The following is a 15,314-nucleotide window of genomic DNA, read 5'->3' on the forward strand; positions in this document are numbered from 1 at the left end:
GCGTATAAACATAAGTTATAGAACTATTATTAGTAATTTTAATTCCATAAGAACACTATGGCGATAAAAAAAATATACGACACAGCAATAAAGCCTGAGCGAGCTGTTTTAGTGGGGATCATAACACCCAATGAAACGGAAGATCAGGAAAAAGAATATCTCGAGGAACTCGCTTTTCTTGTCGAAACCGCGGGAGGCGAGACCATCAATACTTTTACACAACGGATGCAAAAGCCGGACAGAGCTACATTTGTAGGCAGTGGAAAATTAGACGAAATTAAAGCATATGTAAACGCGGAGGAAGCAGATATAGTTGTATTTGATGACGAACTAAGCCCTTCTCAGCTAAGAAACATCGAGAATGAACTGAAGATTAAAATACTGGATCGGAGCAATCTCATACTGGACATATTTGCCAATCGGGCAAAAACGGCACAAGCAAAGACGCAAGTCGAGCTTGCTCAATTGCAATATTTACTTCCTCGCCTGACACGAATGTGGACCCACTTGGAACGTCAGAAAGGTGGTATCGGAATGAGAGGACCCGGTGAAACCCAGATTGAGAGCGACCGTCGGATGATTTTAAACAAGATCTCTTTATTAAAAGAAAAGCTAAAGCAGATTGATAAGCAAAACGAAACCCAACGGAAAAATAGAGGTGAACTAATTCGCGTTGCATTAGTTGGTTACACGAACGTCGGCAAATCGACGATCATGAATATGATCTCAAAATCGGAAGTCTTTGCAGAGAACAAATTATTTGCCACACTGGATACCACTGTTCGGAAGGTTGTTATCGACAACTTGCCATTTCTGCTATCCGATACCGTTGGATTTATCAGAAAACTTCCACATCACTTAGTGGAGTGCTTCAAATCAACCTTAGATGAAGTTCGTGAAGCTGATATTTTGGTCCACGTGGTTGATATCTCACATCCGAACTTTGAAGATCACATTAATACCGTAAATGAGACATTAAAAGATTTAGGTGCAATAGACAAACCGGTGATTACCGTTTTTAACAAAATTGACGCTTACAAATCTGCCGAAGTAGCGCGTGATGATAACGGCGATGAGCAGGCGAAGAAAAACATCACTATTGACGATTTTAAGAACAGTTGGATGGCTAAACACAGCAGCCCTGCCGTTTTCATTTCTGCCACAGAAAAAAAGAACGTTGAAGAATTCCGACAGCTCTTATACGACAAGGTAATCAAAATTCATACAGCCCGCTACCCGTACAATAATTTGTTATATTAATCATTCATAAAAGAAATTGAAAACATGGCATCAACAGAGAGTAAAAGACAACAACGTTTTGCTAGTGTAATCCAGCAAGATTTGGCTGATATATTTCAAAGGGAAGGGATGGTATGGGCTCCTGATACACTGGTGACAGTGACACGAGTAAGGGTGACACCTGACTTGGCCATTGCTCGCATCTACCTGAGTTTCCTCAATGCGAAAAACGTGCAAGAGGCGATTGCGAACATAAAAAGTCATGCCGGTGAAATCCGATATAAATTAGGAAGTCGTATTAAGAACCAAGCTCGCATTGTTCCTCAACTTGAATTTTTTGTAGATGATACAAACGAATATGTGGAACGGATGGATAAGCTTTTTGAAAAAATAAGTAAAGAACCGAGACAAGAGGATTAGGCCAGCTATTAGCTAAACATGCTTTTTCAACTTAACGAGGAGGATTTTTGGTTTCCGGATCCCTTATTAGCCGAGGAGGATGGCTTACTTGCAATCGGAGGCGACCTTAAAACAGAACGCCTTCGATGTGCTTATGCACAAGGGATCTTCCCTTGGTATGATGAAAGCACACCTATATTATGGTATGCACCCCCCAATCGTTTTATACTATTGCCACAAGATTTAAGAATCAGCAAAAGCATGCGTAAGGAACTGCGCAGCAATAGCTATCGGATTACTTATAATTCAGCTTTCGCACAGGTTATTCGTCACTGTGCATTGACCCCCAGAAAGGGCCAACAGGGAACCTGGATTACGGAAGATATGCAAACGGCCTATATTAACTTGCACCAAGAGGGCTTTGCCATGTCAGTGGAAGTGTGGAAAAAGGAACAATTAGTAGGCGGCTTATATGGGGTTATCTGCGGAAAAAGAAACCATGTTTTTTGCGGCGAAAGCATGTTTTCATTAGCACCGAATGCCAGTAAGTTAGCCTTAATTGAACTTTGCACCTCCAATCGATTTGAACTCATAGACTGCCAGATAGAAAGCGAGCATCTCCGATCCATGGGAGCAAAAGTAATTCCGGCGAAAAGCTATTATCAGCTATTGCAAACTTAGTATTTAAAAGCTAGTTTAGTAATAAAGAAACATAGCCTTTGTGGACTTACTTTATCAGATAGACTTAATCGGTGCATTAGTCTTTGCTATTTCCGGAGCGATGACGGCAGCTGATCACAAGATAGATATCTTTGGTGCTGCCTTTACCGGTTTTGTCACTGCTATTGGCGGCGGTAGTTTACGGGATATTTTCTTGAACACACGCCCCGTTTGGGTAGATGACGGAAACTACCTTCTAGCTATTTTGATTGGTGTTATTATCGCCATCACAACGCACCGATACCTTGGTAAACTGAGAAGGACCTTGTTTATGTTTGATGCCTTGGGTATCAGCTTTTTTACCATTGTCGGTCTGCAGAAATCACTTGCTGCAGACAGCAGCGAGATCGCAGCTATTGTATTGGGTATGTTTTCCGCGGTAATGGGTGGGGTAACGCGCGACACTTTAATGAATGAAACACCACTTATCTTTAGGCGGGAAATTTATGCCACCGCCTGTCTATCGGGCGCTATTTCATTTATTGTCTTATCAAGTTTTGGTATGGACGACAACCTCAACGCTTTCCTAAGTGCTTCGCTTATTTTTATTATCCGAATCATTTCTGTACGCTACAAACTTTCTTTGCCCATCATTGGCGGATAAGTTTAGCGTTTCTTTTTAAGAGCAGGAAACTTCATTTTGTAATCCACTTTTACATGGCCCTTTGAAATGGCGTCCAGTTTAGACTTCAACATCGCCTTACGCAATACGCTTAATCTATCAGTGAACAGTTTACCTTCAATATGGTCGTACTCGTGCTGAATAACCCTGGCGGCAAGGCCATCATATTTTTCACGGTGTTCTACCCAATTTTCATCAAAATACCTTATATGTATAATGGAGTGCCTACTTACATCTTCTCTAATATCAGGGATACTTAAGCAACCTTCATTGAACTCCCACTTCTCTCCCTCTTCTTCTTCGATATGCGCATTTATGAACACTTTTTTAAAATCTTTCAATTCAGGGGCATCATCTTCTGCAAAAGGAGACGCATCCACGACAAAGAGTCGGATAGAAAGCCCGACTTGCGGTGCGGCTATACCAACACCATGGGCAGCATACATCGTTTCGAACATATTTGCTATTAGATTCTCCAGTTCAGGATAATCTTTATCTATATCGATGGCTTTTCGTTTTAATACCGGATCTCCGTATGCTACTATGGGTAACTTCATGTTGCAAAGTAAAAATTAAAAAGTCAAAAGTCAAAACGTAAAAGGCCACTATATAGCTATTCCTGCTCCGGAATAAAGTCGAGCTCACTAAGTTTTGCGTCTTCGAATACTTCATTTGCAGTTGCCAGAAGCTCTTCCGCACTCACCCTATTTATTTGCTCTACTACTTCTTCCAGCGTGTTTACCTTGCCATAGTCTAGCAAATTTTTTGCCATCGAAATAAGCACTCCCATCCGATTCTCCTCCCCTAAAGCAATCTGGCCGATAAACTTTTGCTTAGCCTGATGGAGTTGTAAGCTTCCCAGTTTGGTATCGCGTAGCTTTTTAAGCTCTTTATTGACTAGCCTTTGAGCCTGATGGGCCTTGTCTCCATCTGTACCATAGTAAATGGAAAATATTCCGGTATCTGTGTAGGGTGTATAATTGGATTCAATGGTGTAAGCTATTCCATATTTTTCACGGATTTGGAGATTCAACCTAGAACTCATTCCCATTCCGCCGAGCAAATTGTTTAATACCATTAAGCCAACCTTACGATCATCGTGTAAAGAATAGGCTACATTTCCTAAACTCACGTGCGCCTGTACAATTGGTTTCACAATTTTTCGTTGTATTGGCTTATAATTAATTGTCATATTCCTCTCCCGTGCAGAAAGATTTGCAGGAATATCGCTTAATATGCCTTCTGTTAATTTTTTTATTTTCTTCCAATCATATTGCCCGGTTATTGCTAAAACAATTTGATCAGTACAATAATTTTCTTTCAAGAATTGGAAAATATCTTGTCTGGTTATCGCCTTCAGTGATTCGCTGGTTCCTAAGATATTATGGCCCAAAGCATGCTGATCGAACAACATATCTTCAAAATCGTCTGCGATAGCGTCCTCAGGGCTGTCTTGGTAAGATGCTATTTCGTCCAGGATTACGCTTTTCTCTTTTTCCATCTCTGATTCAGGAAACACGGAGTGGAAAATAATATCTTCAAAAAGATCTAGTACGCGCGACAAATGTTCCGTTAAAAAGGATGCGTGCACGCACGTATATTCCTTGGTTGTGTATGCATTAAGGTCTGCCCCTACGAGCTCAAGGCGATTCAGAATCTGATTTGTATTTCGTCTTTCCGTGCGTTTAAACAACAAGTGCTCGATAAAGTGAGCCATTCCGTATTGTTCAGGACGTTCATCGCGTGTTCCTGCGTTGACTAAAATACAGGCATGGGATACAACCGTATCTGCAGGCTTCAAAAGAACGCGGATACCGTTCGATAAATGAATGATGTGATGATCCATTGTGGTGGACAAACTTAGATAAAATTGTGGGTATATTAAAATCCACCCGGCCTTCCCCCGGGTCCACTCATAGACCGACCACCTCTTTCCCAACGTCCAGGGCCATTATCATCTGGCATAGCTCCCGTTCTACCTGCAAATTTTTGAAAGCGATACGTAAAAGATAGCATAAAATAACGAGCGAGTCGATTTGTTCTGCTATCCGAAATTCTATTTTCGGTAACAGACCTCGATATACTCACCTGTTCGTTTAACAAATCGAAGGCTTGCAGGCGCAACATTCCGTTTTTGTTTTTAAAGAATTGTTTCTCAATAAACGTATTGATAATTAAAGGATTGGCCTGAACATTACCTTCATAGCCATTGTTACTCGTTTTAGCTACATCAAAGTTCCATAATAAGGTGGGTGTGATATAAATATTACCATACATAGAGGCGGCCCAAGTCGTTATATTCTGATTGCTCCGATTCTGTAAACTGTTTTTTGTGGTGTTATAGGTAAAGTCTATTCCCGGTCGAATTTCCAGCCAGTCTTTAGGGTTGATCTGCACATTGAGCCCTTGATTTAATACCCAATTCTTAGCCTCATTCTCCACAGAATTTGCATAGGATATGTTATTATTGAAATTGGCGGATCCTCTTAAGGAAACTACATACTTACGATTATTAAAGGGTTTTGCATAGTGATAAAAACCGCGGGCATTATAATTCCCGCCAGTATTTAGGTATCTCGTTTCCTGAACGACTCCTAAACTATCGTCCATCGTTGTAATACGATTAGTCGTAATTTTATCTTCGATAACATTCGCATTCAATACGGCGAAGAAAATATTACCCGATTTGAAATCAAAGTTACGGTAACGTAGATTTAGCGTGTGGTTGAACTCCGCAGCTAGATTAGGATTACCCGTCGTAGGAAAATTTGGGTTTGAAACATCCGTTATTGGTTGTAATTGCGAGAAGGTCGGCTCGCTTGCATTCCCCCGATATTCCACATTTAATGAGCGGGTTCGTGAAGCTTTGTATTCAAAACGAGCTACCGGAACAAAGTAAAAGCCGTTTCGTCCGAACGATAAATCTTGACCAGCCAAGGTTGTATGTCCTGTTAGCCTGGTAGGTAAAACGGTAGCCCCTAATTGATAAACGAACTTATCTGTTCTATAGCGATAGGTAACTCCGGCACGATGAGTTGAAAAGGTATACGCGTAAAAATTGCTTAAGGATGGGTTGGGTATGCTATTTCCTTCCACGTCCATTGAGTTCGCTTGCCGATCGTTATCGTAAGTTGCGAAATTAAAATCGTAACTAAACTCTAAATTGCTCTTGTCAGTAAGCGGTTCAATATACGAGACGGACGTACCCCCATTGAACCCCTTATTATTCAAATCTACCAACTGCCTTTGGTAAATAGCAGCGCTGTCTAAGTCCCTGCTGAAAGTAATATTATTGATAATTCTATCCAGGTCTTGCTCTGTTCTGGCTGAATTTAGCGAAAAATTAAAAAAGATATTCCTACCCCTATCGTTTATCTTGTAGTTCAATAAGCCACTACCACCATAATTTGGTGTAAAGGATTTATCATTGTTTATATTTTCGATTTTATTAGAAAGTGTATCATTTATACTTTGATAGGTAAATTCATAACTTCCTGTATTATTGTTGCCAATGCTAAATGTAGGCGAAAGTTTGATAAATAATTTATCATTCGGTTTATATTCTACATTCCAGTCGAATCGATGATTATTACTGATCGCATTACTGGTAGCATTGGTGTTTCTTAAAATCGTTGTATCAAGAAAAAAGTCTTGAATGGAATTGGCACTGATTACGTTATTATCACTATGATTGTAGCTATAGTTGCCATAGGTAGTCCATTTATCATTAAAATCTTTTCTATAGTTGAAGCCCGCTGAATACGAATCGGTTAAGCCGTTGCTTCCTCCACCAAAACCTCCCGGACCGCCAAAACCGCCTCCCATTCTTCTTCCTCCCCCTCCGGGCATTCTTCTGGCTCCACTGCCTCTTGCATTGAAATCAAAAGCTTGGTTGTTATTATTATTTGCATTGACCAAGACAGAAAATTGGCGTGACCCGGTAAATGAATTGTACATACCTCCCAGCTGATATCGATATCCATTATCTCCCTCCGGCTTCGTGCCCATCCCCGCACCAAACTGCCCGAAATTACCGTTATTGTTTTCTTCCGCTATCGTTATATTCAATATTTTCTCGGGCTCTCCTGTTCTATTACCGGTTAGATTTGCCTGATCGCCATAATCATCCACGATTTGTATTTTCTCAATGATATCAGCCGGTAAATTTTTTGTTGCTGTTTTCACATCCCCGCCAAAGAAGTCTTTTCCATTAATTCTAACCCGCGTGACACTTTCACCCTGCGCTTGCACGTTACCATCTTTATCCACTTCTACTCCATCCAGTTTCTTTATAAGTTCTTCCGTCATTGCGTTTGGCCGCACCCGGTAATCTTTTGCATTGTATTCCACCGTGTCTTCTTTCATCGTTACTAAAGTACCTCCTGTTACATTTACTACCTCTAAAAGTTTCGATTCGAACGACATAACTAATGGAGGTAAATCAAGCGAATGCTGTCCATTGAAGGAAAAACTTCTGCTAAATGGTCTAAAACCCAAACTGGTAATCAGCAAATTGAAACTGCTTGCCTTTACATTTTTAAAGCTAAATTTTCCATCAACGTCGCTGCTCACCTGAAGCGTATCCTGCGGCGACATCAGTTTAACGGAGGCAGCAATCACACTCAGCCCTGTACTATCCCTGAGCACACCGTTAACTACTTTACCTGTCTGTGCTTGCGCTTGAAAAGAACAAAGGCTTATTCCGAAGAGGGAGAGAAGAAAAATACTTCTAACAATTTGGTTGATTTTTTTTAAGCACATTTAATTAATGATTGTATATTTAGTATCTGTACGACTATTTTATTTGGGTTTAGCGAGTGGTAAGATAATCCACGTCCCAGGTTCTTGCTGTGTCTCCTTTCTACTTGGTTGAGTACCGTAATATCCATATCCACCATAACCATATCGTCCCATTGGTTGCCCACCTCCTACTGTACGCATGATAATGCCATTTATTTTTATGTTAAATGCTACCTCCTTATCTCTTTCCTGTTCCAATCCTATTCGTTCGAAGGGAATAACTGCCTCATAACATACCGCGTCCGAACTGTCAATTTTCACAGTCGCTTTAATACCATAGTTATTTTCCAGTGAGATGGGGCCATCCACGACATCCGCCATTCCGACAATGAAAATGGCTCGTACTGCTTTCAAAATCCCCTCCCGTATATCGGCCGGTTTCTCGTCCTTATCTTTTGATGCCAAGCTTCTCAAAGACTCACGATCGGGAATTGGAAAAATAATCGAAGCCCCTTCCTTCTTCTTTCCCTCCTTATTTACGAGGAAGCTAAACCCTTGGTGCAAGGCTTGCGTCTGCCAACTGCCATCTTTCACACGCATTGCCACATATATCTGCTTCTCGTCATTTGCTATCTCATATTGGAGGTCTTGCTTCTCATAATAATTCCGCAAGCTGTCTCCCCATTCCGATAAATCCCCATCTATCTGAATATCGGATCTAAAGTCAATCGTCGTAGGAACTATGGATTTCTTCTTCTGCGCGTATACGGAACAGAAACTTAACAACAGACAAGTACAGATCAACAAGTTTGTCTTCTGAAATCCCATGTTTTTTTGTATAGTAAAGCAGCTTTTTGACTGGTTCACATTTTTTTGGTTTAATTGTAACATAAAAAATATATAGAATCTAGCTATTAGCCTTTAGGCGTTAGGCACTAGCCAATCAAGCGCCTTCACAAATTTATGCACTAACAGCTAACATCTAATAGCTAGAAAAATTCTTATCTTTGCTTCATTTGTGCCCCATCAATATTGTATCATAGACATGCTGTTATCTACCTTTCAAAATGAATTAATTGAAGCTGGATGCGATGAAGCTGGAAGAGGTTGCCTGGCAGGCCCGGTTTTCGCTGCAGCTGTTATTTTTTCTTCCTCATTTAAGCACGGTATTCTGAATGATTCGAAAATATTATCCGCAGCTCAGCGCTATGATTTGAGGGAAATGATAGAAAATGAAGCCCTTGCTTTTGCTGTTGCGAGTGCGAGCGCGGAAGAAATTGATCAGATCAATATATTAAACGCTTCTTTTCTTGCGATGCATCGAGCTTTAGATGCATTGAAAATGCAGGCCGAATATATTCTAGTTGATGGAAATCGTTTCAGAAGATACCAAAATATTCCCCATCAGTGTGTTATAAAAGGTGATGGAAAGTATCTTTCAATAGCCGCCGCTTCCATTTTGGCAAAAACCTATCGCGATGATTATATGGACAATTTAGCCAACGAGCATCCTGAATACGACTGGTTAAAAAACAAGGGCTACCCCACAAAAAGGCATCGGGATGCCGTTCTGAAGTATGGCTTAACCCCACACCATCGTAAAACCTTCAGGATTACAGATCCTCAGTTAAGTCTTTCTTTTGTTTAATTGCTTATGGAGCGCCTTCATAACAAAACAGGCGTTACCTTCGATGAACTCCAGTTGGTTGATTTCGTCTTTAACATATAGATGAAGGTGTTTATATTAAAAGAACCTTTTTTTGTCACTTTCTTCCGCAGACCACGAAGTAGCTTGAATGCCATTGAAAACTAACAAATGATGAAAAAAGTAACCAAAGACTCATCGCTTGGAACTTTGCTACAAGAGGTAGTGCATCAACGTGCAAACCGCAAATTTCCTAGGCGATACTTTAGCAGAACGTAGGGATTTTACTCTTAACCGAACGTATTTATTTTCAGCCCTAAATACAGCCCTGTGCGTGAGAAGAATGGCCTTGGAGGATACCGACGCAACGAGCAGCAAAGCATTTGTACATATGTTCATATTGTAGTACCCAAGCGGATTGAAGAAGTGAAACGGCTCCAATCCGCGCCAGTGATGCTTTGCCATCAGGTGCAAGGTAGCATCCATAGCCTTGATTTATTCACTCTTGTTTACTTTCAAAAGTGTTCATGAACTCATCACTTCGTTCTTCGGTTTTGGTCAGCTTTTTATCAAGAAAAAGCTGATTAAGAAAAAAGTTCTTTTTTTAAAGCTAAATCCCTGCATAACAAAACAAGTTTTTGCAAGTACCCTTATTTTGTATAAGTTTGCGCAGCATTTTTTGATTTTTTAATTTGTTCTAACATGAAAACTACCGCCCTCACGGATTTACACATAGCGCTCGGTGCTAAGATGGTACCCTTTGCAGGCTACAACATGCCCGTACAATATACGGGTATCAATGATGAACATCAAACGGTTCGTACCGGTGTAGGCGTGTTCGATGTAAGCCATATGGGCGAGTTCATATTAAAAGGAGAAAGAGCATTGGAATTAGTACAGAAAATAAGTTCCAATGATGCGTCAAAGCTTTTTGATGGGAAAATTCAATATGCCTGTATACCCAACGAAACAGGAGGTATTGTCGATGATTTTCTGGTTTATCGTATAGACGCAAAAACGTATTTACTCGTCGTAAATGCCTCTAATATACAAAAGGATTGGGACTGGATTTCAAAATACAACACCTTTGGTGTTGAAATGAAAGACATTTCTGATAAAACTTCCCTGTTCGCAGTACAAGGCCCTAAAGCGACAGAAGCATTGCAGAGCCTAACAAGCCTAGATTTGGGAGAAATGGAATATTATACCTTTAAAAAAGGTGTATTTGCCGGCATAGATAATGTGTTAATTTCCGCTACAGGATATACCGGTGCCGGAGGATTCGAAATTTATGTTGACAATGAACATGCGAAAGAAGTGTGGGAGGCTATTATGAACGCCGGTAAGCCTTTTGGAATCAAGCCAATTGGTTTAGGGGCACGCGATACGCTACGTCTTGAAATGGGTTTCTGTTTATATGGAAATGATATCGATGATACCACTTCACCACTCGAAGCGGGTTTGGGATGGGTAACCAAATTTACAAAGGACTTTGTAAATGCTGAAAACTTAAAAAAACAAAAAGAAGAAGGAATACAGCGTAAATTAGTTGGATTTGAAATGATTGAGCGCGGCATTCCAAGACATGGCTACGAACTTGTTAATGAAAACGACCAACCAATTGGGCATGTTACTTCCGGCACCCAATCTCCAACGCTTCAAAAATCAATCGGATTAGGTTATCTAAGTAAGGAATATAGCAAAGAAGGAACTGAAATTTACGTCAAAATAAGAGATAAAAAAGTAAAGGCTGAGGTAAGTAAGCCCCCTTTTATTAAATAAGCTGTCATTTACATCATCCGAAAAAAACATTTATATTTTGCTTGACCAAACTAAGGAAATAAACGTTTGCTTGAGCCCTGCGCTCATTCATTTACACGACATCAGAAATAGCATTGTGGTGGTGATCGATATTTTTAGAGCTACTACCTCTATGTGCTACGGATTGGCCAACGGAGCTGAAGGGATTATTCCTGTGGCGGAAGTATCTACTTGCGCTATTTATAAAGACCATGGATATTTACTTGCTGCCGAGCGAAATGGTGAAGTAGTAGATGGTTTTGATTTCGGCAATTCTCCGTTTTCTTATGTTAGCGAGAAAGTCAACGGCAGAACCATTGTATTGACTACTACCAACGGTACGAAGGCTATTCACTTATCACGAGAAGCCAAAAATGTTGTCATCGGATCTTTTTTGAATCTTACCGCGCTTTGTAACTGGTTACGGCGACAAGATGATCCTGTCCTATTAGTATGTGCCGGGTGGAAAGATAATTTTAACTTAGAAGACACGGTCTTTGCCGGTGCGGTTATAAACAAACTGAAGGATAGCCATCAAAAAGGAGATGACGCAGCCATTGCTGCTGAAAATCTGTATCTAGCCGCGGCAAACGATCTGGCCGACTTTCTTGCTCAAAGTGCCCATAGTAAACGATTACAGCACTTAGGGATCCAAAAAGATATTGACTTTTGCTTACAGGTTGATCTGCTGAATACGATCCCGGTTTTAAAAGGAGATCGACTCGTGGTGTTAGAAAGCTAGCTGGCTAACTCCTTTAGCAAGGTTTCGCAACGCGCTGCAATTATCTTATAGACCGGATCAAACAGGTTGTTATCATAGTACGGATCCTGCACAATATCATTTTCTAAGAAGAGGCTTACTTTTGCGCGATCGGCCGGCGAATGAGCCATCGCCAATACATCACGCAGATTATTCCGATCCATCACCAAAATCTTATCGTAATATTCAAAATCAATCCGATTAAATTGGCGGGCCCGCTGCCCGCTGATGTCGACGCCATATTTTTTTGCAATGGCTATCGATCTCCTATCCGGACATTCTCCAACATGCCAGTCTCCCGTTCCTGCCGAATCAATCTCCCAATCTAATCCTTTTTCTTTCGCTAAATGGGCTAATATTCCATGAGCTAGTGGGAGATCTACAAATATTCCCCAAACAAACTACGAGTATTTTCATTTTTTTGCCTTCAGTTTTCGGCCATTAGCTTTCAGCGACAGCCGATTTTCATTGTTTAATTTTATCCGATTACTGACTGCTCATAGCCGACAGCCGACTAAAACTGCAATGTAAACACACTTCCTTTCCCTTCCTCCGAGTGGACGCTAATGTTTCCCTTATGCATGAGCATAATCTGTTTGCTGAGTGTTAAACCAACGCCACTTCCGCTTTTACGGGTAGTAAAGAAAGGAACAAAAATGCTTTCCAGCAAATCTTTAGGTATCCCCTTTCCATTATCCATCACCTTAATCTGTGGACTACCGTTATTTGCTAGCGCGGAGAGGCTAATATAAGGTTTCTCTATATCCTTTACTGCCTCCATAGCATTTAACAACAAATTGATAAGTACCTGTTCTATTAAATTGACGTCTAAGGATAATTGGAGGATGGGATCCTTCAGGATGATGTCCAGTTCAATATTTTTCTGAATAAGCGAAGGTTCCATTAATTGATAAAGGTTTTCGAACAAATCCGAGGCATAAACGGTTGTTAATTCCGGCTGAGCAATTTTGTTGAGGCTTCTATAAGTACTTGCAAATTTCAGCAAACCCTCGCTTCTTCTTTTAATCGTTTCGGTACCTAAGCGTATATCATCCAGCTCTTCGCTGTTTGGTAACGTTTCTAATCGGTTTTTCAAGGTATCAGCAAGGGAAGATATTGGCGCAATCGAATTCATAATCTCATGCGTTAAAACACTTAACAATTTTTGCCAAGCCCTCGATTCGGTTTCATCTAACGCCTCATTAATATTTTGGAAAGCTAATAACCGATAATGTCCTTCCGGTGTTTGAAAACTACTTGTAGAAAACTGAAGTTTGAGTACGCCTTTTGGCGTTGGTACTGTAAAAACGTCCGCTTTATCTGACGACACTTCCATTACTTTCCGATATAGGTCAGGATTACGCTTGTTCAATCCTTCAATAACGGAGATATAAGGGATATTAAATAATTCTTTAAAAGCCTCATTCATCCAAACGACTTTTCCTGTTCGCTCATCATAAGAAAGGATGGCAGTGTTCACTACTTCTAAAATAGTTTGCAGGTATTGGTATTGAGTTTCGCGTTCACTACTTATTTTTTTGAATACACCATTAATCTCATTAAAAGCACCACGAAGTGGCCTGATTTCAGGTCCGGCATTCTGAAGGGGAAAGAAGCGGGTAAAGTCGCGATAGCGGGCCGCTTCTGCGAATTCTTCCAGTTCTCTATAGGCGCGCAATTGCGAACGAAAGTTTAAACTAAGCATCCACAAGGACACCGGAAGAACCAGCAATGCATAAAGGTAATAACCGGTAAGAAGCAACCAGCATAACAGACCAATGATAAGAAAAAGTAAAAACGCTCTAAACGTAATTAAAAGACGCAAACGGTTCATTAGATATTATACTTGCTTAATCTTCTATAAAGAGCCGTACGTGTTAATCCTAATTCCTGCGAGGCTTTGCTAATGTTACCATTGTGTTTTTCGATTACCTTCATGATCGCATTTTTCTCCATTTCACTTAAATTATAGGCATCATGCTCTACTTTTGCCTGGCCGCCGGCCTGCTCAATTGGAGAGAATATAATGTCTTCTGCGTTTAAGGTCTCACCGTCTGACATAATAATTGCCCGCTCAATGCTATACTGTAACTCGCGAACATTCCCCGGATAATGATAATTTAAAAGCTTGTCTTCTGCACGTTTATCCAAGTCGGGAAACTGCTTTGCATATTTAGAAGCATACTTTTTCATAAAATGGCGAGCCAAAAGTAAGATGTCGTTTCCCCTTTCCCGCAAAGGGGGTACTTGCACTTCCACGGTATTGATGCGGTAGATTAAGTCTTTTCGGAAGCGACTTTCGTTAGCCAATGCCACTAGCGGCACATTAGTAGCACACAATAAACGTATATCAACAGGAATTGGTGTATTACTTCCCAGTGGAATAACTTGTCTATTTTGAAGCACACTTAATAATTTTGCCTGCTGCTGTAAAGAAATGTTTCCGATTTCATCTAAAAATAAAGTCCCTTTATCAGCTGCTTCGAAGCGTCCTACGCGATCTTCCCTTGCATCTGTAAAAGCGCCCTTTTTATGGCCAAAAAGTTCACTTTCAAAGAGTGTATCCGTCAAAGCGCCAACATCAACTTTTACATAAGGCATTAAAACCCGCCTAGACTCACGATGTATCATGTCAGCAATTACATCTTTCCCTGTTCCATTTTCACCCAGGATAAGAATATTGGCATCTGTTGGTGCAATTTTCGTGATTTTATGCATCAGGTTTTTCATTACTTCTGATTCACCGATAATGTCACTTTGCGCAACTTGCGGTGTTTCCGACTTCTTTTTGCCCGGCTTTTTATTTAAGATATCTCCGATTACTTGTAGCAAATGTTCATTCTGCCATGGCTTTACGATGAAATCGGTAGCTCCCTGCTTTAATGATGTAACCGCTAAATCAATAGCACCATAGGCGGTGATCATTATAACAGGCAGCTCCGGACGGAGCGACTTAACCCGATTTAACCAATACAACCCTTCATTACCGGTATTGATAGCACTCTTGAAGTTCATATCAAGTAGTACCAAATCAATAGGCTGTCTCGACAGGATGGCAGGAATATTCTCGGGGTTTTTATCTGCAATCACTTCACTGACTTCTCTTTTTAACAGCAATTTGACTGCCGTTAATACATCAGGATCATCGTCAATAATTAGTATTCTGGCGTGTTTCATGTTATTTTAGCTTTCGGTAATCAGCTTTCAGCAATCAGACTCGTACGCTTTTAGCAAACAAGCGGTATGCAGGGGCGTCAAACTGTGTTGATTTATAATATATATATTATGTATCTTTTTTCTGTAATATTTAGTCTGATAGCTGACGGCTGAAAGCAGACAACTGGTTCATGTAAAGATATAACTATACCATTATTATTAAAAGACTGATT

At 40.5% G+C, this 15,314-nt stretch carries 14 protein-coding genes; 7 read left to right on the top strand and 7 right to left on the bottom strand.

Going from position 1 to position 15,314, the window contains the following annotated elements:
• The first annotated feature begins 57 nt into the window (after window positions 1-57).
• The 4 genes from hflX to QT327_RS23680 are packed head-to-tail and all read left to right on the top strand — an operon-like array spanning window position 58 to window position 2,962.
• A complete protein-coding gene (gene hflX / locus QT327_RS23665; RefSeq protein WP_289554160.1) occupies window positions 58-1,260 on the top strand; it encodes a GTPase HflX in 1,203 nt (400 codons plus the stop codon).
• Window positions 1,261-1,284: 24 nt separating this feature from the next.
• On the top strand, window positions 1,285-1,659 hold the full coding sequence (gene rbfA, locus QT327_RS23670) for a 30S ribosome-binding factor RbfA (RefSeq protein ID WP_289554161.1): 375 nt from the start codon (window positions 1,285-1,287) through the stop codon (window positions 1,657-1,659).
• Window positions 1,660-1,677: 18 nt separating this feature from the next.
• The gene (gene aat, locus QT327_RS23675) at window positions 1,678-2,319 is read left to right on the top strand and encodes a leucyl/phenylalanyl-tRNA--protein transferase (protein WP_289554162.1); all 642 of its coding nucleotides are present in this window, start codon (window positions 1,678-1,680) and stop codon (window positions 2,317-2,319) included.
• Window positions 2,320-2,359: 40 nt separating this feature from the next.
• Window positions 2,360-2,962 (top strand): trimeric intracellular cation channel family protein, encoded by a 603-nt coding sequence (locus tag QT327_RS23680; protein ID WP_013664459.1) that lies wholly within the window; start codon window positions 2,360-2,362, stop codon window positions 2,960-2,962.
• A 2-nt stretch (window positions 2,963-2,964) separates the two neighbouring features.
• Here QT327_RS23680 and def read toward each other — a convergent pair whose 3' ends face one another.
• Genes def through QT327_RS23700 form a run of 4 tightly spaced genes read right to left on the bottom strand, consistent with a single transcriptional unit; the run spans window position 2,965 to window position 8,548 of the window.
• The gene (gene def, locus QT327_RS23685; protein ID WP_013664460.1) at window positions 2,965-3,537 is read right to left on the bottom strand and encodes a peptide deformylase; all 573 of its coding nucleotides are present in this window, start codon (window positions 3,535-3,537) and stop codon (window positions 2,965-2,967) included.
• A 56-nt stretch (window positions 3,538-3,593) separates the two neighbouring features.
• A complete protein-coding gene (locus QT327_RS23690) occupies window positions 3,594-4,826 on the bottom strand; it encodes a M16 family metallopeptidase (RefSeq protein WP_289554163.1) in 1,233 nt (410 codons plus the stop codon).
• A 35-nt stretch (window positions 4,827-4,861) separates the two neighbouring features.
• The gene (locus tag QT327_RS23695; protein ID WP_289554164.1) at window positions 4,862-7,741 is read right to left on the bottom strand and encodes an outer membrane beta-barrel protein; all 2,880 of its coding nucleotides are present in this window, start codon (window positions 7,739-7,741) and stop codon (window positions 4,862-4,864) included.
• 39 nt (window positions 7,742-7,780) lie between these two features.
• The gene (locus QT327_RS23700; protein ID WP_289554165.1) at window positions 7,781-8,548 is read right to left on the bottom strand and encodes a hypothetical protein; all 768 of its coding nucleotides are present in this window, start codon (window positions 8,546-8,548) and stop codon (window positions 7,781-7,783) included.
• A gap of 217 nt (window positions 8,549-8,765) precedes the next feature.
• On the opposite strand from QT327_RS23700, the gene rnhB reads away from it, so the two are divergent.
• The 3 genes from rnhB (at window position 8,766) to QT327_RS23715 (ending at window position 11,907) form a co-directional block, all read left to right on the top strand.
• Window positions 8,766-9,368, top strand: a complete 603-nt coding sequence (rnhB, locus tag QT327_RS23705) for a ribonuclease HII (RefSeq protein ID WP_130854734.1) — start codon at window positions 8,766-8,768, stop codon at window positions 9,366-9,368.
• A 699-nt stretch (window positions 9,369-10,067) separates the two neighbouring features.
• A complete protein-coding gene (gene gcvT / locus QT327_RS23710) occupies window positions 10,068-11,147 on the top strand; it encodes a glycine cleavage system aminomethyltransferase GcvT (protein WP_289554166.1) in 1,080 nt (359 codons plus the stop codon).
• Between the two features lie 37 nt (window positions 11,148-11,184).
• The gene (locus tag QT327_RS23715; RefSeq protein WP_013664466.1) at window positions 11,185-11,907 is read left to right on the top strand and encodes a 2-phosphosulfolactate phosphatase; all 723 of its coding nucleotides are present in this window, start codon (window positions 11,185-11,187) and stop codon (window positions 11,905-11,907) included.
• Here QT327_RS23715 and QT327_RS23720 read toward each other — a convergent pair.
• The 3 genes from QT327_RS23720 to QT327_RS23730 form a co-directional block, all read right to left on the bottom strand.
• A complete protein-coding gene (locus tag QT327_RS23720; RefSeq protein WP_354004831.1) occupies window positions 11,904-12,314 on the bottom strand; it encodes a low molecular weight protein-tyrosine-phosphatase in 411 nt (136 codons plus the stop codon). The two genes, QT327_RS23715 and QT327_RS23720, sit on opposite strands and share 4 nt — an antisense overlap.
• Window positions 12,315-12,439: 125 nt before the next feature.
• Window positions 12,440-13,759 carry a sensor histidine kinase gene (locus QT327_RS23725; protein WP_013664468.1) on the bottom strand — a complete coding sequence of 440 codons (1,320 nt, stop codon included), beginning with the start codon at window positions 13,757-13,759 and terminating at the stop codon, window positions 12,440-12,442.
• Window positions 13,759-15,102, bottom strand: a complete 1,344-nt coding sequence (locus tag QT327_RS23730) for a sigma-54-dependent transcriptional regulator (RefSeq protein WP_013664469.1) — start codon at window positions 15,100-15,102, stop codon at window positions 13,759-13,761. The genes QT327_RS23725 and QT327_RS23730 overlap by 1 nt, the downstream gene beginning before the upstream one ends.
• Window positions 15,103-15,314 lie beyond the last annotated feature (212 nt).

It is taken from the genome of Olivibacter sp. 47 (genome assembly GCF_030372825.1).
GTDB classification, from domain to species: Bacteria; Bacteroidota; Bacteroidia; order Sphingobacteriales; family Sphingobacteriaceae; genus Olivibacter; species Olivibacter oleidegradans.

Bases quoted from the DNA above. Each gene is read 5' to 3' on its own strand.
- hflX (WP_289554160.1), top strand. From the start codon at position 58: ATGGCGATAAAAAAAATATACGACACAGCAATAAAGCCTGAGCGAGCT.
- rbfA (WP_289554161.1), top strand. From the start codon at position 1,285: ATGGCATCAACAGAGAGTAAAAGACAACAACGTTTTGCTAGTGTAATC.
- aat (WP_289554162.1), top strand. From the start codon at position 1,678: ATGCTTTTTCAACTTAACGAGGAGGATTTTTGGTTTCCGGATCCCTTA.
- def (WP_013664460.1), bottom strand. From the start codon at position 3,537: ATGAAGTTACCCATAGTAGCATACGGAGATCCGGTATTAAAACGAAAA.
- QT327_RS23690 (WP_289554163.1), bottom strand. From the start codon at position 4,826: ATGGATCATCACATCATTCATTTATCGAACGGTATCCGCGTTCTTTTG.
- QT327_RS23695 (WP_289554164.1), bottom strand. From the start codon at position 7,741: ATGTGCTTAAAAAAAATCAACCAAATTGTTAGAAGTATTTTTCTTCTC.
- QT327_RS23700 (WP_289554165.1), bottom strand. From the start codon at position 8,548: ATGGGATTTCAGAAGACAAACTTGTTGATCTGTACTTGTCTGTTGTTA.
- rnhB (WP_130854734.1), top strand. From the start codon at position 8,766: ATGCTGTTATCTACCTTTCAAAATGAATTAATTGAAGCTGGATGCGAT.
- gcvT (WP_289554166.1), top strand. From the start codon at position 10,068: ATGAAAACTACCGCCCTCACGGATTTACACATAGCGCTCGGTGCTAAG.
- QT327_RS23725 (WP_013664468.1), bottom strand. From the start codon at position 13,759: ATGAACCGTTTGCGTCTTTTAATTACGTTTAGAGCGTTTTTACTTTTT.
- QT327_RS23730 (WP_013664469.1), bottom strand. From the start codon at position 15,102: ATGAAACACGCCAGAATACTAATTATTGACGATGATCCTGATGTATTA.